21 protein-coding genes and 1 tRNA gene are annotated in these 22,071 nt (G+C 62.8%); 7 read left to right on the top strand and 15 right to left on the bottom strand.

Features of this window, described 5'->3' with window-relative positions; all coding sequences use genetic code 11:
• Nucleotide 1: 1 nt before the first annotated feature.
• Entirely contained in the window at nt 2-862 is an 861-nt protein-coding gene (locus tag N511_RS0121650) for an MBL fold metallo-hydrolase (RefSeq protein ID WP_027681175.1), read from the bottom strand.
• 100 nt (nt 863-962) lie between these two features.
• On the opposite strand from N511_RS0121650, the gene N511_RS0121645 reads away from it, so the two are divergent.
• The 5 genes from N511_RS0121645 to N511_RS0121620 all read left to right on the top strand — a co-directional run bounded on the left by N511_RS0121645 (nt 963) and on the right by N511_RS0121620 (nt 4,233).
• The gene (locus tag N511_RS0121645; protein ID WP_037027192.1) at nt 963-1,328 is read left to right on the top strand and encodes an ArsR/SmtB family transcription factor; all 366 of its coding nucleotides are present in this window, start codon (nt 963-965) and stop codon (nt 1,326-1,328) included.
• Nucleotides 1,329-1,330: 2 nt separating this feature from the next.
• Nucleotides 1,331-2,152, top strand: coding sequence for a sulfite exporter TauE/SafE family protein (locus tag N511_RS0121640; protein WP_027681173.1), 822 nt, complete (start codon nt 1,331-1,333; stop codon nt 2,150-2,152).
• Nucleotides 2,153-2,187: 35 nt separating this feature from the next.
• Nucleotides 2,188-2,264: transfer RNA gene (locus N511_RS0121635), tRNA-Pro, on the top strand.
• 533 nt (nt 2,265-2,797) lie between these two features.
• Nucleotides 2,798-3,271 (top strand): phosphohistidine phosphatase SixA, encoded by a 474-nt coding sequence (gene sixA, locus N511_RS0121625; RefSeq protein WP_027681171.1) that lies wholly within the window; start codon nt 2,798-2,800, stop codon nt 3,269-3,271.
• Between the two features lie 128 nt (nt 3,272-3,399).
• Nucleotides 3,400-4,233 (top strand): GNAT family N-acetyltransferase, encoded by an 834-nt coding sequence (locus N511_RS0121620; protein ID WP_027681170.1) that lies wholly within the window; start codon nt 3,400-3,402, stop codon nt 4,231-4,233.
• 79 nt (nt 4,234-4,312) lie between these two features.
• On the opposite strand, the gene ppx is transcribed toward N511_RS0121620, so the two are convergent.
• Entirely contained in the window at nt 4,313-5,851 is a 1,539-nt protein-coding gene (gene ppx / locus N511_RS0121615; RefSeq protein ID WP_027681169.1) for an exopolyphosphatase, read from the bottom strand.
• Nucleotides 5,852-6,020: 169 nt separating this feature from the next.
• Between ppx and ppk1 the strand changes: the two genes are divergently transcribed.
• Nucleotides 6,021-8,192: a polyphosphate kinase 1 gene (ppk1, locus tag N511_RS0121610; RefSeq protein WP_027681168.1), complete on the top strand. Its 2,172-nt coding sequence runs from the start codon at nt 6,021-6,023 to the stop codon at nt 8,190-8,192.
• Nucleotides 8,193-8,272: 80 nt separating this feature from the next.
• On the opposite strand, the gene phoR is transcribed toward ppk1, so the two are convergent.
• The 11 genes from phoR to N511_RS0121555 all read right to left on the bottom strand — a co-directional run bounded on the left by phoR (nt 8,273) and on the right by N511_RS0121555 (nt 20,343).
• A complete protein-coding gene (phoR, locus tag N511_RS0121605; RefSeq protein ID WP_027681167.1) occupies nt 8,273-9,601 on the bottom strand; it encodes a phosphate regulon sensor histidine kinase PhoR in 1,329 nt (442 codons plus the stop codon).
• Nucleotides 9,602-9,687: 86 nt separating this feature from the next.
• Entirely contained in the window at nt 9,688-10,401 is a 714-nt protein-coding gene (phoB, locus tag N511_RS0121600) for a phosphate regulon transcriptional regulator PhoB (protein ID WP_004634238.1), read from the bottom strand.
• A gap of 24 nt (nt 10,402-10,425) precedes the next feature.
• Complete coding sequence (phoU, locus tag N511_RS0121595) at nt 10,426-11,133, bottom strand: phosphate signaling complex protein PhoU (protein WP_027681166.1); 708 nt, start codon at nt 11,131-11,133, stop codon at nt 10,426-10,428.
• Nucleotides 11,134-11,173: 40 nt separating this feature from the next.
• A complete protein-coding gene (pstB, locus tag N511_RS0121590) occupies nt 11,174-11,965 on the bottom strand; it encodes a phosphate ABC transporter ATP-binding protein PstB (protein WP_004634243.1) in 792 nt (263 codons plus the stop codon).
• On the bottom strand, nt 11,962-12,846 hold the full coding sequence (pstA, locus tag N511_RS0121585) for a phosphate ABC transporter permease PstA (RefSeq protein ID WP_027681165.1): 885 nt from the start codon (nt 12,844-12,846) through the stop codon (nt 11,962-11,964). Before pstA ends, pstB begins: the two co-directional genes overlap by 4 nt.
• A gap of 38 nt (nt 12,847-12,884) precedes the next feature.
• The gene (gene pstC / locus N511_RS0121580) at nt 12,885-13,859 is read right to left on the bottom strand and encodes a phosphate ABC transporter permease PstC (protein WP_027681164.1); all 975 of its coding nucleotides are present in this window, start codon (nt 13,857-13,859) and stop codon (nt 12,885-12,887) included.
• A 116-nt stretch (nt 13,860-13,975) separates the two neighbouring features.
• On the bottom strand, nt 13,976-15,010 hold the full coding sequence (gene pstS / locus N511_RS0121575) for a phosphate ABC transporter substrate-binding protein PstS (RefSeq protein ID WP_027681163.1): 1,035 nt from the start codon (nt 15,008-15,010) through the stop codon (nt 13,976-13,978).
• Between the two features lie 191 nt (nt 15,011-15,201).
• Nucleotides 15,202-16,545: a phosphoglucosamine mutase gene (glmM, locus tag N511_RS0121570; RefSeq protein WP_027681162.1), complete on the bottom strand. Its 1,344-nt coding sequence runs from the start codon at nt 16,543-16,545 to the stop codon at nt 15,202-15,204.
• A 108-nt stretch (nt 16,546-16,653) separates the two neighbouring features.
• Nucleotides 16,654-17,517: a dihydropteroate synthase gene (gene folP, locus N511_RS0121565; RefSeq protein WP_155954094.1), complete on the bottom strand. Its 864-nt coding sequence runs from the start codon at nt 17,515-17,517 to the stop codon at nt 16,654-16,656.
• Nucleotides 17,518-17,662: 145 nt separating this feature from the next.
• Complete coding sequence (ftsH, locus tag N511_RS0121560) at nt 17,663-19,549, bottom strand: ATP-dependent zinc metalloprotease FtsH (RefSeq protein ID WP_027681160.1); 1,887 nt, start codon at nt 19,547-19,549, stop codon at nt 17,663-17,665.
• A gap of 128 nt (nt 19,550-19,677) precedes the next feature.
• A complete protein-coding gene (locus N511_RS0121555; protein WP_027681159.1) occupies nt 19,678-20,343 on the bottom strand; it encodes an RlmE family RNA methyltransferase in 666 nt (221 codons plus the stop codon).
• Between the two features lie 108 nt (nt 20,344-20,451).
• On the opposite strand from N511_RS0121555, the gene N511_RS0121550 reads away from it, so the two are divergent.
• Nucleotides 20,452-20,952, top strand: coding sequence for a YhbY family RNA-binding protein (locus N511_RS0121550; RefSeq protein WP_027681158.1), 501 nt, complete (start codon nt 20,452-20,454; stop codon nt 20,950-20,952).
• A 58-nt stretch (nt 20,953-21,010) separates the two neighbouring features.
• Here N511_RS0121550 and N511_RS0121545 read toward each other — a convergent pair whose 3' ends face one another.
• Nucleotides 21,011-21,478 carry a DUF4149 domain-containing protein gene (locus N511_RS0121545; RefSeq protein ID WP_027681157.1) on the bottom strand — a complete coding sequence of 156 codons (468 nt, stop codon included), beginning with the start codon at nt 21,476-21,478 and terminating at the stop codon, nt 21,011-21,013.
• A gap of 20 nt (nt 21,479-21,498) precedes the next feature.
• Nucleotides 21,499-21,975, bottom strand: a complete 477-nt coding sequence (gene greA / locus N511_RS0121540) for a transcription elongation factor GreA (RefSeq protein WP_027681156.1) — start codon at nt 21,973-21,975, stop codon at nt 21,499-21,501.
• Nucleotides 21,976-22,071: the final 96 nt, after the last annotated feature.

Raw genomic sequence — 22,071 nt, 5'->3', positions numbered from 1 at the left:
GTTACAGCGCGTTCAGCGGAATCTTGAGGTACTGCACGCCGTTCGGCTCCGCCGGCGGCAACAAGCCCGCGCGAATGTTCACCTGAATGGCGGGCAGCATCAGCGTGGGCATGCCGAGCGTGGCATCGCGCTTCGTGCGCATCTCGACGAACTCGGCCTCGGTCACGCCATCACGTACATGGATGTTGGCGCGGCGCTGCTCGGCCACGGTGGTGTGGCACACGGCTTCGCGGCCGGCGGGCGGATAGTCGTGGCACATGTAGAGCCGCGTCTCCGGCGGCAGATCCAACAGGCGGCGGATCGACTGATACAGCGTGGCCGCATTCCCGCCCGGAAAATCGCAGCGCGCGGTGCCCACGTCGGGCATGAACAGCGTGTCGCCCACAAACACTGCATCGCCCACCTGATACGCCATGTCCGCCGGCGTGTGGCCCGGCACGGCAAGCGCCTTGGCTTGCAGATCGCCGATATGGAACACCTCGTCCGGCGCGAACAGATGATCGAACTGTGAGCCATCGAGCATGAATGCCGGCTCGAGATTGAAGATGGGCTTGAACACGCCCTGCACGACGCGAATACGCTCGCCAATGGCGATGCGCCCGCCGAAACGCCCACGCAGATACGGCGCGGCCGAGAGGTGATCGGCATGCGCGTGCGTCTCCAGCAGCCATTCGACACGCAAGGCCTGCGCTTCGATGAATGCCGCAACCCGGTCCGCGGACCGCGTCGTCGTGCGGCCCGATTTCGGGTCGTAATCGAGTACGGAATCGATCACGGCGCACGGCGTGCCGGGCCCCGCGTGCACCACGTAGGTCACGGTGCAGGTATCGGGGTCGAAGAAGGATTCGATCTGGGCGTGCATGGCGGGCTTTTGCTAACAATCTATATTTTTATAGAATATCGTCTGACATTCTGTCTGCCAATAGCGCGAAACGCGCGAATAGCCCCTGCATCACACCGCGATGAGTCACTCCACTTCCAATCCCGACGTCGTGCCACTGCCCGATGCCGCCATTTCCATGCTGCGCGCTTCTGCGTCGCAAGCGTGTGCCGTGCTCAAGGCCATGGCGCACGAAGACCGCCTGCTGCTGCTCTGCCAGCTCACGCAGGGCGAGCGCAATGTCGGCGAGCTTGAGGCGCTGGTCGGCCTGCATCAGCCCAGCCTGTCGCAGCAATTGGGCGTATTGCGCGACGAAGGGCTGGTCACCACGCGGCGCGAAGGCAAATACATCTACTACCGGCTCGCCAGCTTCGAGGTCATCCAGATCATGCAGACGCTGTCCGAGCTTTACTGCGGCAAGGTCTTGAAGAAGATGGCGGGACGTTGACCATGTCGCCTGTGGAAGCGGGTTGGATCGTCAGCGCGGGGCTGGGCTCTGTGGTCGGGCTCATCCTGGCGTTGACAGGCGCAGGCGGCGCCATTGTCGCGGTGCCGCTGCTGATTTTTGGGTTGCATCTGTCGGTGCCGGAGGCTGCGCCCATCGCGCTGCTGGCGGTGGGGCTGTCCGCGGGGCTCGGTGCGATGCTCGGCTTGCGGGAAGGCAAGGTCCGCTACAAGGCCGCCGGGTTGATGGCGCTGTGCGGCGTGGCGATCTCGCCGTTCGGCATCTGGGTTGCACATCGCGTGCCGAACACGCCGCTCACGCTGCTGTTTGCCTTGGTGCTCGCCTATGTGGCGGTGCGCATGTTCCGCCAAGCGCGCGCAGCGCCGGCAACCGAGTCGCAGCCGACGCGGACAGGACCGCCCTGCCACCTTGATACCACCACGGCCAGGCTCGTCTGGACGCTGCCGTGCGCGCGCGCATTGGCTGCAGCCGGCGCGGGGGCAGGCTTTCTGTCCGGGCTGCTGGGCGTGGGGGGCGGCTTTGTCATCGTGCCCGCGCTGCGCCGCGCGACCGATCTGCCGATGCAGACCATCGTCGCCACCTCGTTGGCAGTGATTGCGCTGGTGTCCACGGGCGGCGTGGTCGCTTCGGCCATCGGCGGACATGTCGATTGGCATATCGCACTGCCGTTTGCAGCCGGCGCCCTGACCGGCATGCTGGTGGGACGACGCTTTGCGCAGCATTTGGCAGGACCGGCGCTGCAGCAAGGCTTTGCCGCGTTCGCAGGCGTCGTGGCGCTTGGGATGATCGCCCGAACACTGATTTGACCGGCGTGTTGCGAAAGCGGTACAATCGCGGTCTTCGGGGCGTAGCGTAGTCTGGTAACGCGTCCGGTTTGGGACCGGAAGACCGCGGGTTCAAATCCTGCCGCCCCGACCAGAATTGAGCAGCAAACAAAACGGCTTACGTTCACTACGTAAGCCGTTTTTGTTTATTGCTTCTGCGCGCCGGCATTTACATGCCGCGAAGGTTCTGGTCACCTACTGCTTGAACCATCTGAAAACAGCGCTCTCGCAGTCTCCCTTTAAGCCATAAGCCTTGTTATAGGCCTCACAGTTAGGCTCGTTTGCCAACTGGTCGCTTACATAGCCATATCCGAATAGAGCCAGCAACCCTGCCATCAAGGCCCACGTCGGAATGCGATCTAGGATAGTGGCCAGCATCATTTCACCCGTCAACGTTGCCCCGTCAATCAACATAGACAACGACAACGGCGACCTCAAACCTGCAAATGCATGGAATGCTCGAGCCACTCGGGGCGCCTTCAATAGCGACGTGCCAGCGCTGGGCGCCGCAGGTCCAAATCCTGCGGCCGCGATTCCAATTTGTGCAGCAAACCGAACGTCGCAGGGTGTCATCTGCCGATGCTATAACGACAGCATCCGTATCGTGCAATGCCGCTCACTTCCTCCATGAACCTTATCCTGTGGCGCCACGCTGAAGCCGAAGACGTGGCCGCATCGCTGCGCATTCAGCGCAACACCGATCTCCAGCGGGAACTCACCAAGCGCGGCCACAAGCAGGCCGAGAAGATGGCGGATTGGCTGCGGCCTCGCCTGCCGGACGACACGCTCGTACTCGCCAGCCCGGCCGTGCGCACGCAGCAGACCGCCCGCGCCCTTACGCAGCATTTCCAGACGCTGACCGCACTCGCGCCCGGCGCCGATGTCAGCGAGATCCTCGATGCATTGGACTGGCCGTCGAATACGAACCTGCTGCTGGTCGGCCATCAGCCGTGGCTCGGCCGCCTCGCCAGCCTGCTCATCGCGGGCACGGAAATGGACTGGAGCGTGAAGAAAGCCGGTGTGTGGTGGCTCTGCCGTCGCATGCGCGAAGATGAAGCGCAGACCGTGCTGCGTGCGGTGGTGAATCCCGATCTCGTGTGACACATCACCCTGGTCACAGGATCGCCACGCAAAATTCACGCAATGGTCACGATTGACACGCTTTTGTCGCGGATCTGTCATGCAGCGTCTCTAGAATCGCCCCGAAATCCACCCTTGGGGATGCACGAATGCGAGACCTGCCCACGCCCACCCAGCCGTTGATCGACGCACTGCCGAGCCTGAATCTGGGCAACGCTCGGAGGGGCCTTCCTCGCTCACCCGAAGCTGTTCCGGCGCGTGACAAGCCTGTTCTGGCCGTTTCGTGGGCGCGCCATCAGGATGAAGTAACGGAAGCACAGCGCCTGCGCTACAAGGTGTTTGCCGAAGAAATGGGCGCCCGCCTGCCCTCGGCCCACACCGAACTCGACGTCGACATGTTCGACGCCGTATGCGACCACCTGATCGTGCGCGACCAGAAGACCCTGCGCGTGGTCGGCACCTATCGCGTGCTGCGCCCGGACGCCGCCAAGCAGATCGGTTGCCTGTACTCCGAGTCGGAATTCGACCTCGTGCGCCTGGCCCACCTCCGCCCGAAGATGGTCGAACTCGGCCGCTCGTGCGTGCACCGCGATTACCGATCGGGCAGCGTCATCATGGCGCTGTGGGCCGGTCTGGGCGAATACATGCAGCGCCACGGCTTCGAATCGATGCTGGGCTGCGCAAGCGTGTCGATGGGCGACGGCGGTCACTTTGCTGCAAGCCTGTATCGCAGCTTTGTCGACGATGGTTCGCTGGCACCGATCGAGTACCACGCCTTCCCGCGCGTAGCACTGCCGGTCGATGAACTGAACCAGGACCTCGAAGTCGAGCCGCCTGCGCTCGTGAAGGGTTATCTGCGCCTGGGCGCACGCATCTGCGGCGCACCGGCGTGGGACCCCGACTTCAACGTCGCCGACTTCCTCACGCTGCTGCGTCTGTCGGACATCAACCCGCGCTACGCACGCCACTTCCTGCGCGGCTGATATCAAGCCGAACAGCTCGCCGCAAAGAAAACGGCCCGGGTCACTCCGGGCCGTTTTGCTTTGGATGCGGCGCAACGCTTTACACGTACACCACCTTGTAGCGGCGGCCGATGCGCTGCCATTCATCGGCTTCCTTCATCAGGCTGTATTCCACGAGCGGGTTCTGCTCGATCCAGCTCTTCGGCAGCTCGACTTCGAAACCGCCTTCGTTGAGTTCGCCTTCGCTATGACGCACGCGCAAGCCCGGCAACTGGATTGCCCCGCGCCGGCGGCACAGCACAAACGCGAGACGCAGGCTGAACAGCATCCGCCAATCCAGGAACTTGCCTCCGCCCGAGAGCTTGCCGAGCTTGCCAGCATGGCCCAGCAGCAGCGTCGCCAAGCGCGCCTGGTCGGTCTTGGAAAAGCCCGGCATATCGGCATGGCTGGCGATGTACGCCGAGTGCTTGTGGTATCCGCTGTGCGAGATGCTCATGCCGATCTCGTGCAGGTTGGCCGCCCAACCCAGCAGCGCGAGATTGTCTTCGCGGCGCTCGTCGGGCGGATCGGGAAACTGCGACAGCAGGGCCGTCGCCGCATCCCGGACACGGCTCGCCTGCGCGCGGTCGACGTTGTAACGGCGCATGAACTGTTCGATCGTCACCGTGCGCATGTCTTCGTGATGCGTGCGGCCGAGCAGGTCGTACAGCACGCCCAGGCGCAAGGCGCCATCGGTCACGTCCATGCGGTCGACATCGAGTTCCGCAAACACGCCCAGCATGATCGACAGCCCGCCCGGCAGCACCGGAATCCGGTCCGCCTTCAGGCCGTTGAGCTTCAGGCGGTTGGTGTTCTCCGACTTGACGAGGGCGCGCTTCAGGCGCTCCAGCCCTTCGCGGGTGATGCCGTGTTCGTTGCTCTTGTCATTGAAGCCGTTCAGCTCGATCAGCTCGGCCAGCGCACGTGCCGTACCCGATGACCCGACGGCCTGGTTCCAGCCTGCCGTGCGGTACTGCTGCACGAGCACCTGGATCTCGCGACGCGCGGCCAACTCGGCCTGCTTCATCGCATATTCATCAACGTTGCCGTTCGGGAAGAAATGCCGGCTGTGCGACACGCAGCCGATGTACAGCGACTCCATCAGCTTGGGCTTGTAGCCGTTGCCGATGATGAACTCCGTAGAGCCGCCGCCGATGTCGACGACGAGCCGGTTGCCCTGGCACGCCGGCGCGTCATGCGATGCACCGAGATAGATCAGCCGTGCCTCTTCGCGGCCCGCAATCACTTCGATGGGAAACCCCAGCGCGGCTTCCGCCTCGATCAGGAACTCCTGCGCATTCTTGGCCACGCGCAAGGTGTTGGTGGCCACGGCGCGCACATGCTCGGGCGGGAAATCACGCAGGCGGTCGCCAAAGCGGCGCAAGGCATCCACGCCGCGTCGGCGTGCGGGCTGATCCAGGTATTTATCTTGCGTTAGCCCGGCGGCCAAACGCACCGGCTCGCGCAGCGCGTCGACCTGGAAGATCTGGGCGCTGCTGGCGCCGTTGGCACCAGGGGTTTCGTCGACGCGGCCGATCATCAGCCGGAAGCTGTTGGAGCCCATGTCGACAGCAGCCAGCAGGCGGGGGGTGGGACTCATGAATGAAAACGGGTGAGAAGCAGGATCAGGGGCGCGGAGTATTGTCGTTCGAAACAATGCGCAACAAAATATGTCTTTATTGTGTCCCGAACGTGACAAATCCAATGTGTCACAAATTTGACACTGAACTATGAAAAAGTGGCCGGATCGTCATCCGTCTGAACACAACATGTCGACATTGCCCGCGGGCGATCTGCTCAATCGCGAACTGGGCATCCTGGAATTCAATGCCCGTGTGCTCGCCCAGGCCGCTGACCCGGGTGTGCCGCTGATGGAGCGGCTGAAATTCATCTGCATCGTGTCGAGCAATCTCGATGAGTTCTTTGAGATCCGCATTGCCGGATTGAAGGAGCAGATGCGCGACAACCCTTCGTCGGTCACGCCCGACGGGCTGTCGGTGCAGCAGGCATTTGGCGTGGTCTCTGAGCGGGTGCGGCAACTGGTCGCGCAACAGTATGCCATGTTGCAGGATGAGATCCTGCCCCTGCTGGAGAAGGAAGGCGTCTTCTTCCACATGACCACCAACTGGAACGAAGCCCAGCGCGCCTGGTGCCGCAGCTTCTTCCAGCGCGAACTGGTGCCGATCCTGACGCCGATGGCGCTGGACCCGGCGCACCCCTTCCCGCGCGTGCTCAACAAGAGCCTGAACTTCATCATCGAGCTGTCTGGCAAGGATGCCTTCGGCCGTGAGGCTGAACTGGCGATCGTGCAGGCGCCGCGCGCCCTGCCCCGGCTTGTGCAGATGCCGCCGGAGCTGTCGGGTTATCAGTATGGTTTCGTGCTGCTGTCGTCGTTCATGCAGGGCTTTGTGCATGAGCTGTTCCCGCAGATCGACGTACATGGCTGCTACCAATTCCGCGTGACGCGCAACTCCGACCTGTTCGTGTCGGAAGATGAAATCACGGACTTGCGCGAAGCACTGCAGGGCGAACTGTCCACGCGCCACTTTGGCGATGCGGTGCGTCTCGAAATCGCGCACGACACGTCGCCGGCGCTGGTCGTGCGTCTGTTGCAGGAGTTCGGCCTGACGGAAGCGGACTGCTACCGCGTCAAGGGCCCGGTGAACCTCGTGCGGTTGCTGCAGGTGCCGGACATGGTCGACAAGCCGGTGCTGAAATACCCGCCGCACGTGCCGGCAACGGTCAGGCAGGTCGCCAACAGCTCGAACGTGTTCGACGCCATCCGCCAGGGCGACATCCTGCTGCACCATCCCTACGAAAGCTTCACGCCCGTGCTGGAGCTGCTGCAGCAAGCCGCGCGCGACCCCGACGTGGTTGCCATCAAGCAGACTGTCTACCGCACCGGCAACGAATCGACGGTCATGGAAGCGCTCATCAAGGCGGCGCGCAACGGCAAGGAGGTGACCGTTGTCGTCGAACTGCTGGCGCGTTTTGACGAAGAGACGAACATCAACTGGGCCGACCAGCTGGAATCGGCCGGCGCACATGTTGTGTACGGCGTCGTCGGCCACAAGTGCCACGCGAAGATGCTGCTGGTGGTGCGCCGGGAGGTGTCCGGCAAGGGCAAGACGGTCAAGCTGCGCCGCTATGCGCATCTGGGCACCGGCAACTACCACCCCAAGACTGCCCGGCTCTACACCGACTTCGGCCTCATGACGGCCAACGACCAGATCTGCGAAGACGTGCACCACGTGTTCCAGCTGCTGACGGGCACGGGCGCGCAGGTCAAGCTGCATCATCTGTGGCACTCGCCGTTCACGATGCACGACAACCTGATCGAGCATATCCGCGCCGAGGCGCGCGCCGCGCGTGCGGGCAAACGTGCGCGCATCATCGGCAAGATGAATGCGCTGCTGGAACCGACCATCATCGACGAGTTGTACAAGGCGTCGCGCGCGGGCGTGAAAGTCGACCTGATCGTGCGCGGTGTGTGCGCGCTCAAGCCGGGCGTACCTGGGTTGTCGGAGAACATCACCGTGCGCTCCATCGTCGGGCGCTTCCTGGAGCATCACCGCGTCTACTACTTCCATGCCGGCGGCGAGGAAGTCGTCTATCTCTCGAGCGCCGACTGGATGGACCGCAACCTGTTCCGCCGCGTGGAGGTGGCCTTCCCCGTGCTCGATCGCAAGCTCAAGGCGCGCGTCATCAAGGAGAGCCTGCAGGTGCATCTGCGCGACAACGCATCGGCGTGGATCATGCAACAGGATGGTCGCTACGTGCAGCGCCAGACGCGCGGCAAGCATGTGCGCGTCAGCCAGTTGGAACTGCTGAACCACTTCTCGCCGCAGGCGGCTGCAGCTGCGGAAACGGCGGCCGCGGTGGCGGCGGCGACGGCCGCTGAACCGACGGTGCGCGCTCCGGTGGAGATCTCCGCAGGCTGATGCTCGGCTTGCCTCAAACGAAAACGCACGCTCAACAGCGTGCGTTTTTCATTGGCTCAATAAACAGAGAGGCGCCGCGCTCAGGCGACGCGCTCGTCGGTCACGGTAGCGCTACGCACGACCGTGCGCTCGGGCGGGAACACGGCGCGGAAGGTGCTGCCCTTGCCGTGCTCGCTGGTCACCTGCAGTTCTCCACCGTGGCGCGACAGCACGTGCTTCACAATGGCCAAGCCCAGCCCGGTGCCGCCGGTATCGCGTGAACGGCTGCGGTCAACGCGATAGAAACGCTCGGTCAGACGCGGAATATGCTCGGGCGCGATCCCGATTCCCGTATCGGTGACGGAGTACACCGCATGCCCGTCGCGCACGCCCCAATCGAGTCGGATACTGCCGCCATCCGGCGTGTAGCGCACCGCGTTGGACGCCAGGTTGCTGAACGCCGAAAGCAACTCAAGCTCGGCGCCGCACACGCTCACGGCGGGGTCGCATGTCATGCTGACCGTGTGCCGGCCCGCAGAGAGCGCTTCGATATCGTGCTGGAGCTGCAGCATCATGCGCTGCATCGGCACCGGGGCCACCGACGGCGGCTCGGAATTGCCTTCCAGCGTGGCAAGCGCCAACAAGTCTTCCACCAGATGCTGCATGCGCATGGCTTGCGTATGCATCATGTCCAGGTAGCGTCTCTTGTCTTCTTCCGGCAGCGGAATGTCGCGCACCGTCTCCAGAAAGCCCGACAGCACGGTCAGCGGCGTCTTCAGCTCGTGCGAGACGTTGGCCACGAAATCGCGGCGCATCGCTTCGGTGTTCTCCAGCTTGGTGATGTCCTGCGACACCAGCAGCTTGCGATCCTCGCCATACGGCAAGATCTGGGCGGAGACGATGCTTTGCTTGTGCGGGCCCACGTCGTGCATGGTGAGCGGCTCCTCGAACTCGCCGCGCGCCAGGTAGCGCACGAACTCCGGTCGGCGGATCAGGTGGGTAATGCGTTGGCGCAGATCACGCTTGGCCGAGAGCCCGAAGTGCTCTTCGGCTACCGCGTTGCACCATTCGATCTGGTCTTCGCCATCGAGCATCAGCACGCCGTTGGGCGATGCCTGAATGGCCTGAATGAAGCGGCTGTGCTGCTGCTCGACCTGCAGCACCTGGGTGCGCCAACCCTTCATCAACCGGTGCAGGCGGTAGTAGACCTCGCCCCACAGGCCAAGCGCGCTCGGGATCTCGCCATAGGCCGGCGAGTCCAGCACACGCCATAGGCGCTGGATCTGGTAGATGTAATACAGGAGCATCGCCAGCAGCATTGCGCTGAGCACGGCCAGCGCAACGACATGGTTGACGAAGAAGTACAGGCATGCCGTGACGATGCCCATGAGGGCGGCAAAGACGGCAAAGCGGGTCCAGAAGACGTTCATGAAGGCATTCTAAGCGCTGGACCGCGACGGGCGTGTGAACGCGCGATTGAAAAAAGCCCCGCTCGCGCGTTCGTCTGACAGGTGCGTTATTGCCCCGGATTGCGGGCCAGGCGATAGCCGCTGCCGCGCACGGTTTCGATCATGTTGCTGTAGCCGCCGGGAGCGAGCGCCGCACGCAGGCGTTTGATGTGCACGTCCACCGTACGCTCTTCCACAAACACGTGGTCGCCCCACACCTGATCGAGCAGCTGCGAGCGGCTGTGCACGCGCTCCGGATGCGTCATCAGGAAATGCAGCAGGCGGAACTCCGTCGGGCCAAGGTCCAGCTTGATCGGGTTTTCGGCCTCGACGTTCGTGGCCGTCACGCGGTGCGTGGCCGGGTCGAGCTTCAGGCCGTTGATGGCCACCACGTCGTCGGTCAGCTGCGGTGCGCGACGGCGCAGCACCGCCTTGATACGGGCCAGCAATTCCTTGGGCGAGAACGGCTTGGTGACGTAGTCGTCCGCGCCGCTGTCCAGCCCCATGATCTTGTCCTGCTCTTCGCTGCGGGCCGTCAGCATGATGATCGGGATCTGGCGCGTGCGCTCGTTGGCGCGCAGCTCCTTGGCGAACATCACGCCCGACTTGCCCGGCAGCATCCAATCGAGCAGGACGAGATCGGGCAATACGTCGCTCATCAGCGACAGCGCCTGCTCGGCGTTGTACGCACGGATCGGGTAATGCCCCGCGTGCTGCAGGTTGACGGCGATCAGCTCAGCGATCGCCGGTTCGTCTTCTACGACGAGAATGCTGCTCGGCATGCTCACGTCTCCAGTCCTGCCTTTTTACTCACCCAGGATCTCGCGTTCCAGCGCTTCACGCGAAGCGTGCCGGACGTCCGTTCCCTTGACGATGTAGATAATAAACTCGGCGATGTTCTTGGCATGGTCGCCGATACGCTCGATGGCCTTGGCAATGAACAGCAGATCCAACGCCACCGAAATCGTGCGCGGGTTCTCCATCATGTACGTGATGAGTTCGCGCATGAAGCCGCGGAATTCCTCATCGATGGCCTTGTCTTCTTGCAGGATCGACACGGCGGCTGCGGTGTCCAGGCGTGCAAAGGCGTCCAGCGCATGGCGCAGGATGGTTGCGGCCATCTCGCCCGAGCGCTCCACACCGGCGTAGTTCAGCGCATGTGCCGACGGGTCCTGCATGATGCGCTTGGTGCGCTTGGCGATCTTTTCGGCTTCGTCGCCGGCGCGCTCGAGGTTTGTGATGGTTTTGGAAATCGCCATCACCAAACGCAGGTCGCGTGCGGTCGGCTGGCGGCGCGCGATGATGTTGTTGCAGTCGCCGTCGATCTCGATCTCCAGCGCATTGATTTCCAGTTCCACGGCCAGGACCTGATCGCACATGGCGGTATCGAAGTTGGCCAGTGCGCGCATGGCGCGTGCGATCTGCGCTTCCACCAGGCCGCCCATCTGCAGCACCTTGGTGCTGATGGAGGTCAGGTCGGTATCAAACTGCGATGACAGATGCTTTTCAGACATCGGTTTCTCCTTGTCGCTTCAGCTTCAGCGTTGTGGCAGGTCAGCCGAAGCGGCCGGTGATGTAGTCTTCGGTTTCTTTGCGCTGCGGCTTGATGAAGATCTTTTCGGTATCGCCGAACTCGATCAGCTCGCCCAGGTACATGTACGCCGTGTAGTCGGAGCAACGCGCCGCCTGCTGCATGTTATGCGTGACGATGACAACCGTGTAGTCATCCTTCAGTTCGGCGATCAACTCTTCGATCTTGCCCGTGGAGATCGGGTCCAGCGCTGAGCACGGCTCGTCCAGCAGCAGCACTTCGGGGCGGATGGCAATGCCGCGCGCGATGCACAGACGCTGCTGCTGGCCGCCCGATAGGCCGTAGCCGGACTGGTTGAGCTTGTCCTTCACTTCGTTCCACAGCGCGGCCTTGGTCAGCGCCCATTCCACGCGGTCGTCCATCTCGGAGCGCGACAGGCGCTCGAACAGCTTCACGCCAAAGGCAATGTTGTCGTAGATCGACATCGGGAACGGCGTCGGCTTCTGGAACACCATGCCGACCTTGGCACGCAGCAGGGCGATGTCCATGCGCGAGGTCAGCAGGTTCTCGCCGTCCATGTTGATCTGGCCTTCGGCACGCTGCTCCGGATACAGCGCGTACATCTTGTTGAACGTACGCAGCAGCGTGGACTTGCCGCAGCCCGACGGACCGATGAACGCCGTCACCTGCTTCTCGGGAATCTGCAGCGAGATGTTCTTCAGCGCGTGGAACTTGCCGTAGTAGAAGTTCAGGTCGCGAACATCGATCTTCGGGCTTTGCGTGCGCACTTCGAGGGACGTAGCAGTCATGGTCATTTCTTGGTGAACAAGGCACGCGCGAGGACGTTCAGCCCCAGCACACCCAGCGTAATCAGGAACACCCCGGCCCAGGCCAATTGCTGCCACTCGGGGAACGGGCTCATCGCAAACTTGAAGATGACGGTCGGCAGCGTGGCCACCGGCTGATTCAGATCCAGGCTCCAGAACTGGTTGTTCAGCGCGGTGAAGAGCAGCGGCGCAGTCTCGCCGGCAATGCGGGCCACGGCCAGCAGCACACCGGTAATCACGCCGGCATACGATGCCTTGAGCGTAATCGAGAGGATCATCTTCCACTTGGGCGTGCCAAGCGCCATGGCAGCTTCGCGCATGGCGTTGGGCACCAGGTTCAGCATGTTCTCCGTCGTGCGGACCACGATCGGAATCTGCAGCAGCGCAAGTGCAAGCACGCCGGCAATACCCGAGAAGTGCTGCACGCGTGCCACCACGACGGCATACACAAACAGGCCGATCACGATCGACGGCGCCGACAGCAGGATGTCGTTGATGAAGCGGGTGGCGCTCGCCAGCATCGACGTCTTGCCGTACTCGGCCAGATAGATGCCGGCCAGGATGCCCAGCGGCGTGCCGATCAGCGTGGCCATGCCGACCAGCAGGAACGAACCTGCGATGGCGTTGGCGAGACCGCCTCCGGGCGTGTTGGGCGGCGGCGTCATCTCCGTGAAGAGCGACATCGACAGGCCACCCACGCCCAGCGAAAGCGTGGTCCACAGGATCCACGCCAGCCACACCAGGCCGAAAGCCATGGCGGCGAGCGACAGTGCCAGCGCAATCCCATTGACGTTGCGGCGGCGGGCCTGCAGGCGTGCCTTGATCTTTTCAGAGTCGGCGCGGACGGCAGGGATGGAAGACGTACGCATGGTGTTGGGTCTCATAGCGTCAGGCAGATCGCGTTGGTTCACTTTTGACCCTCGCTCTTCTGCAGGCGCAGAAGCAGCAACTTGGACGCCGCCAGCACGATGAACGTGATGACGAACAGGATCAAGCCCAGCTCCATGAGCGCCGCGGTGTGCAGGCCTTGGCCCGCTTCCGCAAATTCATTGGCCAGCGCAGACGTGATGCTGTTGCCCGGCGAGAACAGCGACGCATCGGACAGCAGGTTGGTGTTGCCGATCACGAACGTCACGGCCATGGTCTCGCCAAGCGCACGACCGAGACCCAGCATCACACCGCCGATCACACCAGCCTTGGTGTACGGCAGCACCACGTTCCACATGACTTCCCACGTCGTGCAGCCCACGCCGTAGGCGGATTCCTTGAGCAGCGTCGGCGTGATCTCGAACACGTCGCGCATCACCGCCGAGATGTACGGAATGATCATGATCGCCAGGATCACGCCCGCGCACAGCAGACCGATGCCGATCGGCGCGCCCTGGAACAGCGCCCCGATGACGGGAATCTTGCCGACGGTCGCAGCCAGCGGCTTTTGAAAGTACTCGCCGAAGATCGGCGCAAACACGAGCAGGCCCCACATGCCGTAGACGATGGACGGCACTGCAGCGAGCAGCTCGATGGCGGTACCGAGCGGTCGGCGCAGCCAGGCCGGCGACAGCTCGGTCAAAAACAGGGCAATGCCGAAGCTCACAGGCACGGCAATGATGAGCGCGATCAGCGATGTGACCAGGGTGCCGTAGACGGGCACCAGCGCGCCATAAATGTCGGAGGGCGGATCCCACTCCGAATTCCACAGGAACGACAGGCCGAACTTCTGGATCGTGGGCCAGGAGCTGATGATGAGCGAGATGATGATGCCGCCCAGGAGCAACAGCGTCACGATTGCGGCAAGGCGGGTCAGGCCGCCAAACACCAGATCGCCAAGGCGGCTGGGTGCGCGCATACGGGAAGCGCCGGAGGAATCAGAGAGCGTGGCCATGAGGGAAACCGGTCAGCCGTGAAAGAAGCTTTTGGAATGATGCGGAGGGTCGTTCTTACTGCCCCTCCGCACCTTGTGCTGCACCTACTTACGCATCGCTATGCAGCTGGCAACGATCATTGGTTGTAGACGACCTTGCCCGATGCATCCTTCACGTTCGACTTCCAGGTTGCGCGGATCTGGTTCTTCACAGCGTCCGGCAGCGGCACGTAGTCCAGGCTCTTGGCAGCGTCGTCGCCGCCCTTGTAGGCCCAGTCGAAGAACTTCATGACTTCAGCGCCCTGCTCCGGCTTGGCTTGCGTCTTGTGCAGCAGGATGAACGTTGCGCCGGCGATCGGCCACGCGTCCTTGCCCGGCTCGTCCGTCAGGATCTGGTAGTACGACTTGCTCCACTCGGCGCCGGCAGCTGCGGCCTTGAAGGCTTCAGCGGTCGGTTGCACGGTGGCACCCGCCTTGTTCTGCAGATTCACGTACGTCATCTTGTTCTGCTTGGCGTAGGCGTACTCAACGTAGCCAACTGCACCGCCCAGACGCTGCACGAACGCGGCTACGCCTTCGTTGCCCTTGCCGCCCGTGCCGGTCGGCCAGTTCACGGTCGTGCCTTCGCCGACCTTGCTCTTCCATTCGGCGTTCACCTTCGACAGGTAGTTCGTGAAGATGAACGACGTGCCCGAACCGTCAGCACGGCGCACCACCAGGATGTCCTGGTCCGGCAGCTTGGCCTTCGGGTTCAGCTTGGCGATGGCCGGATCATTCCACTTCTTGATCTTGCCCAGGTAGATGTCGCCCAGCAATTGACCGTTCAGCGTCAGCTCGCCCGGCTTCACGCCCGGCAGGTTGATCACAGGCACCACGCCGCCGATCACGGTGGGGAACTGGATCAGACCATCCTTATTCAGCTCTTCGTCCTTCAGCGGCATGTCCGATGCGCCGAAGTCGACGGTCTTGGCCGTGATCTGCTTGATGCCACCCGACGAACCGATCCCTTGGTAGTTCACCTTGGTGTTGGTTGCCTTGTTGTAGTCGGCCGCCCACTTGTTGTAGACGGGTGCCGGGAACGTTGCGCCAGCGCCGGTGATGTCGACAGCAAATGCGGCACCAGCAAAAGCCAGTGCAGCCACGCCAGCGAGTGCGGTTTTGACCAGTTTCATGAGTTCTCCAGAGGAGCGGTTGAGCGATGACAGATTTTTGACACCCGAACTTTAGGCCGCCCAAATGACAGTTCTGTGACAACACGAAAACTTCTCATAACTGACCTGCAAGGCACGAAAGTCGACTCGCACGCATAAAAAAAGCGGCCCGAAGGCCGCTTTTGGACGTCTTTGCTTGATCTGGCAGGAACTTACCGCAACGTGGCGGCAAGACGCTCCGCATGTCGGTTGGCCAGTTCGGCGTCCTGCGCTTCCACCATCACGCGCACGACCGGCTCCGTCCCGGAGGGGCGAATCAGCACGCGCCCCTTGCCGTCCAATTCGGCTTCGCTGGTCTTCAGCGCGGCCTGCAAGCCTGCGTGCGATTTCCAGTCGAAACCCTTTTCGACCCGCACGTTGATGAGCTTTTGCGGGAACAGACGCACGCCGTCCAGCATCTCGTCCAGCGTCTGCCCGCTGCGACGCAATGCCGCGAGCACCTGCAGCGCAGAGATGATGCCGTCCCCAGTGCTGTGCTTGTCCAGGCAGAGCAAGTGGCCCGACCCTTCGCCCCCCAGCAGCCAACCGTTCTTCTTCAGCTCTTCCAGCACGTAGCGGTCACCCACCTTGGCGCGGACGAACTCCACGCCCTGCGCCTTGAGCGCCAGCTCCACTGCAAGATTCGTCATGAGCGTACCGACGGCGCCCGGCACCGCCTGACCTGCCGCGCGGCGCGCCTGGACCATCACGTAGAGCAGCTCGTCGCCGTTATAGAGGCGGCCATTGCGGTCCACCACCTGAAGACGGTCAGCATCCCCGTCGAAGGCCAGGCCGATGTCGGCGCCATGCTCGCGCGTGGCCTCGACGAGCTTGCCCGGCGCCGTCGCGCCATAGCCGTCATTGATGTTGCGACCGTTCGGCTGGTTACCGATCGACACCACGTCCGCGCCCAGCTCATGGAACACGTGCGGTGCGATGTGGTAGGCCGCGCCATGCGCGCTGTCCAGCACGACCTTCATGCCGAACAGGTTCAGGTCGCTCGGGAACGTGCTCTTGCAGAACTCGATGTAGCGGCCTGCGGCATCCTCGATACGGCGGGCGCGGCCCAACGCATCGGAGGCGGCGTACGCCATCGGTTTTTCCAGCTCTGCCTCAATCTGCAGCTCGGTTTCGTCGGGAAGCTTGTCGCCCGTGGCCGAGAAGAACTTGATGCCGTTGTCGTAATACGGGTTGTGTGATGCAGAAATCACCACACCAGCCGACAACCGCAATGCACGCGTCAGATACGCCACGCCGGGCGTCGGCAGCGGCCCGCTCATCAGCACGTCCACGCCGGCTGCGGTAAAGCCCGCTTCCAGCGCGGCTTCAAGCATATAGCCCGACAGGCGCGTGTCCTTGCCGATCAGCACGGTGGGACGGCCGTGACCATGCGCCTCGCCGCCGTGGGCCAGCACGCGACCGGCGGCATAACCCAGACGCAACACGAAATCCGGCGTGATCGGGCTTTCACCGACACGCCCGCGGATACCGTCGGTGCCGAAATACTTCCTGGACATTGGGAGTCTCTCCTGGAGAATGTTTCTTTCTTTGTTTGTAAGGCGCCGGCCATCGCCGGGCAATCCTCTGTTCGCTCGACCCCCGGCCGCGTGAGGCCGGGACGGCTGTCAGGCCAGTGGCGGATTTACGCGCTCATGGCGCATGGCCCACCAGAGTTGAATCGCCTCCACGGTCGGCCGCACGTCGTGCACGCGCACGATGAACGCCCCCCGCTCCACCGCCAGAAGCGCGGCCGCCACACTGACCGTGATCCGTTCGGCAGGCGGTTTGCCGCCCAGCACGGCGCCCAGCGTCGATTTGCGCGACAAGCCCGCCAGCAGCGGCAAACCGATCCGCTCGAACTCGGCCAGGCGATTGAGCATGGTGAGATTGTGATCCGGCGTCTTGCCAAAGCCAAATCCCGGATCAAGCGAAATACGCTCAGGTGCCACGCCGGCAGCCAGCAGGGCCTCCGTTTGCGTGCGGAGGAAAGCCTCCACCTCGCCCATCAAATCCGTATAGCTGGGCGCTTCCTGCATCGTTTCGGGATCGCGCTGCATGTGCATGACACACAGGCCCGCATTGCCCTGGGCCACAGCCTCGATCGCGCCCGGCCGGCGAAAGCCCCAGATATCGTTGATCAGATCGGCGCCTGCCTGCAGCGTGGCACGCATCACCTCGGGCTTGTAGGTATCAATCGACAGCGGTTTGCCGCAATCGCGCAGCGCCTCGACGACGGGCATCACGCGGTCCAATTCCGCTTGCAGGCTCAGCGGCTCGGCGCCCGGGCGGCTCGATTCGCCGCCGATGTCGATCATGTCGACGCCTTCGGCAATCAATTGCTCCGCGTGGCGCAAGGCTGCATCGCGCGTGGCGTGCTGCCCGCCATCGGAAAAGGAGTCGGGCGTAACGTTAAGAATGCCCATGACCAGCGGGCGCCGGTCACGCGCGTAAAGAAAACGTCCGCACTGGAAGTGTGTGGTGGTCGGAATGGAGGCAGACAAGATAGATCGACGGAAGTGCTGCGCAGGACCGGAATGCTACGCCAGGCGCGCCAGAAAGCGCCAACAAAAAAGCCGGTGCGCTTGCACCGGCTCTTCTGCGTCGCCTCGAGGCGACAAACTTAATGGAGCGTCATCACGCCGTGGCAGGCACGTTGCCCGGGCTCACGCCAGCCGGCGTACCGCCACCCGGCGGCGTGCTACCGCCACCGGTCGAGCCGTAGCGCGGGGGGCGCGGCGGCTTGCCGTCCATGATGTCGTTCACTTGGTCGGCGTCGATGGTCTCCCACTCAAGCAGCGCCGCAGTCATGGCTTCGACCTTGTCGCGATTCGCTTCGAGCAGGCCCTTCGCCAGGGCGTATTGCTCATCAACGATACGGCGAATTTCCGAATCCACCTTCTGCTGAGTCGCCTCGGACACCGTCTTCGATGCCATGCGACCGAAGAAGCCGTCCTGTTCCGTATCGACGTAGACCATGGTGCCGAGCGCGTCGCTCATGCCATAGCGCGTCACCATATCGCGAGCCATCTTGGTCGCACGCTCGAAGTCGTTGGAGGCACCGGTGCTCATTGCACCCAGGAACACCTCTTCTGCGGCACGGCCACCGAACAGGATCGCGACCTCTTCGAGCATCGTGTCCTTGTAGGCGTAGTGCTTGTCGTGCTCCGGCAGCTGCCAGGTCAGACCGCCCGCCCAGCCGCGCGGCATGATCGTGACCTTGTGCACCGGATCAGCCTTGGGCAGCAGCTTGGCGACAACCGCGTGGCCGGACTCGTGGTACGCCGTAGCGCGGCGTTCCTCTTCGCGGATCACGGCCGACTTGCGCTCCGGACCCATGTAGATCTTGTCCTTCGCGTCTTCGAAGTCCTGCATGTCGACCACGCGCTTGTTACGGCGTGCAGCAAACAGTGCAGCTTCGTTGACCAAGTTGGCCAGGTCGGCGCCCGAGAAGCCCGGCGTGCCACGCGCCAGCACCGACGCATCGACGTCGTTGCCGATCGGCACCTTGCGCATGTGCACCTTGAGAATCTGCTCGCGGCCACGGATGTCGGGCAACCCAACATAGACCTGACGGTCGAAGCGGCCCGGACGCAGCAGCGCCTTGTCGAGCACGTCCGCACGGTTGGTTGCCGCGATCACAATGACGCCCGAGTTGGCCTCAAAGCCGTCCATCTCGACCAGCATCTGGTTCAAGGTTTGCTCGCGCTCGTCGTTGCCGCCGCCCATGCCGGCGCCACGATGACGGCCAACCGCATCGATTTCATCGATGAACACGATGCAGGGCGCCTGCTTCTTGGCGTTTTCGAACATGTCGCGCACGCGGGCTGCACCCACGCCGACGAACATTTCAACGAAGTCCGAACCGGAGATGCTGAAGAACGGCACCTTGGCTTCACCAGCAATGGCGCGCGCCAGCAACGTCTTACCGGTACCCGGGGGGCCCACCAGCAACACGCCGCGCGGGATGCGCCCGCCAAGCTTCTGGAATTTCTGCGGATCTTTCAGGAAGTCGACCAGTTCGACGACTTCTTCTTTCGATTCATCACAGCCTGCCACGTCAGCAAACGTGACGCTGTTGTTGTTCTCATCAATCAACCGCGCTCGGGACTTGCCGAACGAGAAGGCGCCGCCTTTCCCGCCGCCCTGCATCTGCCGCATCATGTAGAACCAGAACACGATGATCAGCAGCGTGGGGCCGAGGTAGTAAAGCGCGGTAAGGAGCACACCTTGCTCTTCTTCCGCCTTGCCGGTCACCTGCACGCCGTACTTCATCAGGTCGCCGACCATCCAGATGTCGCCCGGCGAGATGATCGAATACTTGTTGCCCTCGTTGGGCGTGACCAACAACGTACGGCCCTGGACTTCAACGCGCTTGACCTTGCCGGCCTTTGCGTCGTCCATGAATTGCGAGTACGTCACACCTTCTTGGGTGCGCGGCTTGTCGAACTGCTTGAAGACGGTGAACAGCACCAAGGCAATCACCAGCCAGATGGCCGCCTTCTGAAACCAGTTGTTATTCAAGGCGAGACTCCTTTAGAAATGCCTTGACGGGATGCTTGGCATTGTAATGCACGGACACCGCCGCGGGTTGATTGCCCGCAAGACCAACGGACCACACGCCAGCGGGGCCCTTTCCTGAGTATCGTCCGTCAGCCCGGATGCTTGAGCTGACGGCCCAACAGGAATGTCTCGGACGATTTGTCGCGCGAGGCTTTGGGCTTGCGTGGCGCCACGATCTTGAAATGACGCTTGAACATCTCGACGATCTGACTATAGCCGCTGCCGTGGAAACATTTGATTAGCAGCGCGCCCTCAGGTTTCAGGTGCGCCATGGCAAATTCCACAGCCAGCTCGGCGATGTGCTCCATGCGTGCGGCGTCTGCCGACGCCACGCCAGAGAGATTGGGGGCCATATCGGACAAAACAAGGTCCACTTTCCCCCCGCCGGTGGCTTCCAGAACGATTTCTTCCAGTTGCCGGAAAACGTCGTCCTCCCGGAAGTCACCCTGAATAAAGGTGACGTCGGCGATGGCTTCCATCGGCAGGATATCGATGGCGACGATCGCCCCGTCAATCCGGCCGTCCTTGGCGCGCGGCGAGGCGGCCAGCTTGTTGCGTACGTACTGGCTCCAGCTGCCGGGCGCGGCACCAAGATCGACGATGACCTGGCCCGGCTTGATGAGCTTGTCCTGCTCGTCGATCTCTTTCAACTTGTAAGCGGCACGCGCGCGATAGCCTTCGCGCTGCGCCAGCTTGACGTACGGATCGTTGATGTGGTCGTGCAGCCACGACTGGTTGAACTTGTTCTTTGCCATCGAATTGGTTGCAATTTCGCCCGGATGTAGCGCCAAACATGGCGGCCAGGACTGGTTTTGGCGGATAATACGCGCCGTTTGTCTTTTTGCGCGATCTCGCCCTTATTTATGCCCGCCCTTACCCTCACCCCTGCCCAACGATCGGAACTGCGCTCCGAAGCGCACGCGTTGAACCCGGTCGTCATCATCGGTGCGGAGGGTCTGACGAAGGCCGTTCTGGCCGAAATCGACCGCTCGCTGGCGGCCCACGGGCTGATCAAGATCCGCGTCTTCGGCGATGACCGCGAAGCGCGCATCGAACTCTATGACACCATCTGCGCCCGCCTGCAGGCGGCCCCCGTACAGCACATCGGCAAGCTGCTGGTGATCTGGCGCGAAGGCCCGGCGTACCTGAAGGAAAACCAGCCGCGAGACCTCAAGCCGCCGCGCAAGACCGCGGTGGGCGCTGGTCCACGCTCGGTTACCGTGCGCAAGCCGAACCCGAATAGCGCGCGCCGCCCGAAGCCGGTGCGACTGAGCGTCCTCGGCAACGAACGCGTCACGGCCGGCGGCAACGTCAAACGTGCAAAGCCGCGCCAAACCAGCCAGAAAAAGAAAGCGCTGTCCTGATCCAATTCGGGGGCTGCACAGAAAACGACCGGCTTTTCAGCCGGTCTTTTTCTGGGCCTCAGACGGCTTGCCGAGCACCGGCTGCCTTCCAGATCAGCGCCAAGCCCAAGAGGCTCTGCACCAGATAGAACACGCTCGATACGCCGTGCAGCATGCCGAACTGTGCGCGGTAAGGCGAATCCCCCACCGCCACGCCAAGCGCATCGGCCTGTGCGCGCAGCGAAGCCATGAACGGCTGCAGGCCGAAGTAGCCCACCAGCACACATAGCAGCATCGCCAGCACAAGCCAGCGCAGCCGCCGGTAGCCGACCTCACCGCGGCGTACCAGCGCCGTGGCAGCCAGCAGCAGCAAACACCCTGTCGCCAGGCCGATCCACGCTTCCGCATGAAACAGCCGGCCGGCAATCGAGCCGGCCAACTGGCGATCTTCCAGCATCGCGAACAGCGTCGGCGCGACGATGTAGCCGATGGTCCAGAGCGAACCGCACCATACCGTGGCAAGCAACTGGAAGAAGCGCTGCGGCATGGTGGTTGCCCCCGATCTGGTTAGAGGTACTTGACGGCCAGGACTTCGTACTCGCGCTCGCCGCCCGGGGCGACCACGGTAGCGACATCGCCTTCGAACTTGCCGATCAAGGCACGTGCGATCGGCGAGCTGATCGAAATCTTGCCGGTTTCCAGATCAGCTTCGTCATCGCCGACGATCTGATACGTGACGGGCTTGCCCGAGTCCAGATCTTCCAGGTCGATCGTGGCGCCAAAAACCACGCGACCGTCGGCGTCCAGCGAAGCCGGATCAATGATCTGCGCGGCAGACAGCTTGCCCTCGATTTCCTGGATGCGGCCTTCGATGAAGCCCTGGCGCTCCTTGGCGGCATCATAGTCGGCGTTTTCGGACAGATCGCCCTGGGCACGTGCCTCGGCGATGGCGTTGACGACGGCCGGACGCTCCTTGGTCTTCAGACGTTGAAGCTCCTCTTTCAGCATCTCGGCACCGCGCTTGGTAATCGGAATGGTGCTCATCGTAAGTAATTCGAAATCACAAAAAAATCAGCCGCTGCGAAGCGGGAGGGCGCGTAGCGCACACCCGCCTGACGGCGGCTGTCGTTGTTTTGACAC

Source organism: Ralstonia sp. UNC404CL21Col (genome assembly GCF_000620465.1).
Classification (GTDB): Bacteria; Pseudomonadota; Gammaproteobacteria; order Burkholderiales; family Burkholderiaceae; genus Ralstonia; species Ralstonia flatus.
This window is presented reverse-complemented; position numbering and strand designations above follow the sequence as displayed.

Bases quoted from the DNA above. Each gene is read 5' to 3' on its own strand.
- N511_RS0121650 (WP_027681175.1), bottom strand. From the start codon at position 862: ATGCACGCCCAGATCGAATCCTTCTTCGACCCCGATACCTGCACCGTG.
- N511_RS0121645 (WP_037027192.1), top strand. From the start codon at position 963: ATGAGTCACTCCACTTCCAATCCCGACGTCGTGCCACTGCCCGATGCC.
- N511_RS0121640 (WP_027681173.1), top strand. From the start codon at position 1,331: ATGTCGCCTGTGGAAGCGGGTTGGATCGTCAGCGCGGGGCTGGGCTCT.
- sixA (WP_027681171.1), top strand. From the start codon at position 2,798: ATGAACCTTATCCTGTGGCGCCACGCTGAAGCCGAAGACGTGGCCGCA.
- N511_RS0121620 (WP_027681170.1), top strand. From the start codon at position 3,400: ATGCGAGACCTGCCCACGCCCACCCAGCCGTTGATCGACGCACTGCCG.
- ppx (WP_027681169.1), bottom strand. From the start codon at position 5,851: ATGAGTCCCACCCCCCGCCTGCTGGCTGCTGTCGACATGGGCTCCAAC.
- ppk1 (WP_027681168.1), top strand. From the start codon at position 6,021: ATGTCGACATTGCCCGCGGGCGATCTGCTCAATCGCGAACTGGGCATC.
- phoR (WP_027681167.1), bottom strand. From the start codon at position 9,601: ATGAACGTCTTCTGGACCCGCTTTGCCGTCTTTGCCGCCCTCATGGGC.
- phoB (WP_004634238.1), bottom strand. From the start codon at position 10,401: ATGCCGAGCAGCATTCTCGTCGTAGAAGACGAACCGGCGATCGCTGAG.
- phoU (WP_027681166.1), bottom strand. From the start codon at position 11,133: ATGTCTGAAAAGCATCTGTCATCGCAGTTTGATACCGACCTGACCTCC.
- pstB (WP_004634243.1), bottom strand. From the start codon at position 11,965: ATGACCATGACTGCTACGTCCCTCGAAGTGCGCACGCAAAGCCCGAAG.
- pstA (WP_027681165.1), bottom strand. From the start codon at position 12,846: ATGCGTACGTCTTCCATCCCTGCCGTCCGCGCCGACTCTGAAAAGATC.
- pstC (WP_027681164.1), bottom strand. From the start codon at position 13,859: ATGGCCACGCTCTCTGATTCCTCCGGCGCTTCCCGTATGCGCGCACCC.
- pstS (WP_027681163.1), bottom strand. From the start codon at position 15,010: ATGAAACTGGTCAAAACCGCACTCGCTGGCGTGGCTGCACTGGCTTTT.
- glmM (WP_027681162.1), bottom strand. From the start codon at position 16,545: ATGTCCAGGAAGTATTTCGGCACCGACGGTATCCGCGGGCGTGTCGGT.
- N511_RS0121555 (WP_027681159.1), bottom strand. From the start codon at position 20,343: ATGGCAAAGAACAAGTTCAACCAGTCGTGGCTGCACGACCACATCAAC.
- N511_RS0121550 (WP_027681158.1), top strand. From the start codon at position 20,452: ATGCCCGCCCTTACCCTCACCCCTGCCCAACGATCGGAACTGCGCTCC.
- N511_RS0121545 (WP_027681157.1), bottom strand. From the start codon at position 21,478: ATGCCGCAGCGCTTCTTCCAGTTGCTTGCCACGGTATGGTGCGGTTCG.
- greA (WP_027681156.1), bottom strand. From the start codon at position 21,975: ATGAGCACCATTCCGATTACCAAGCGCGGTGCCGAGATGCTGAAAGAG.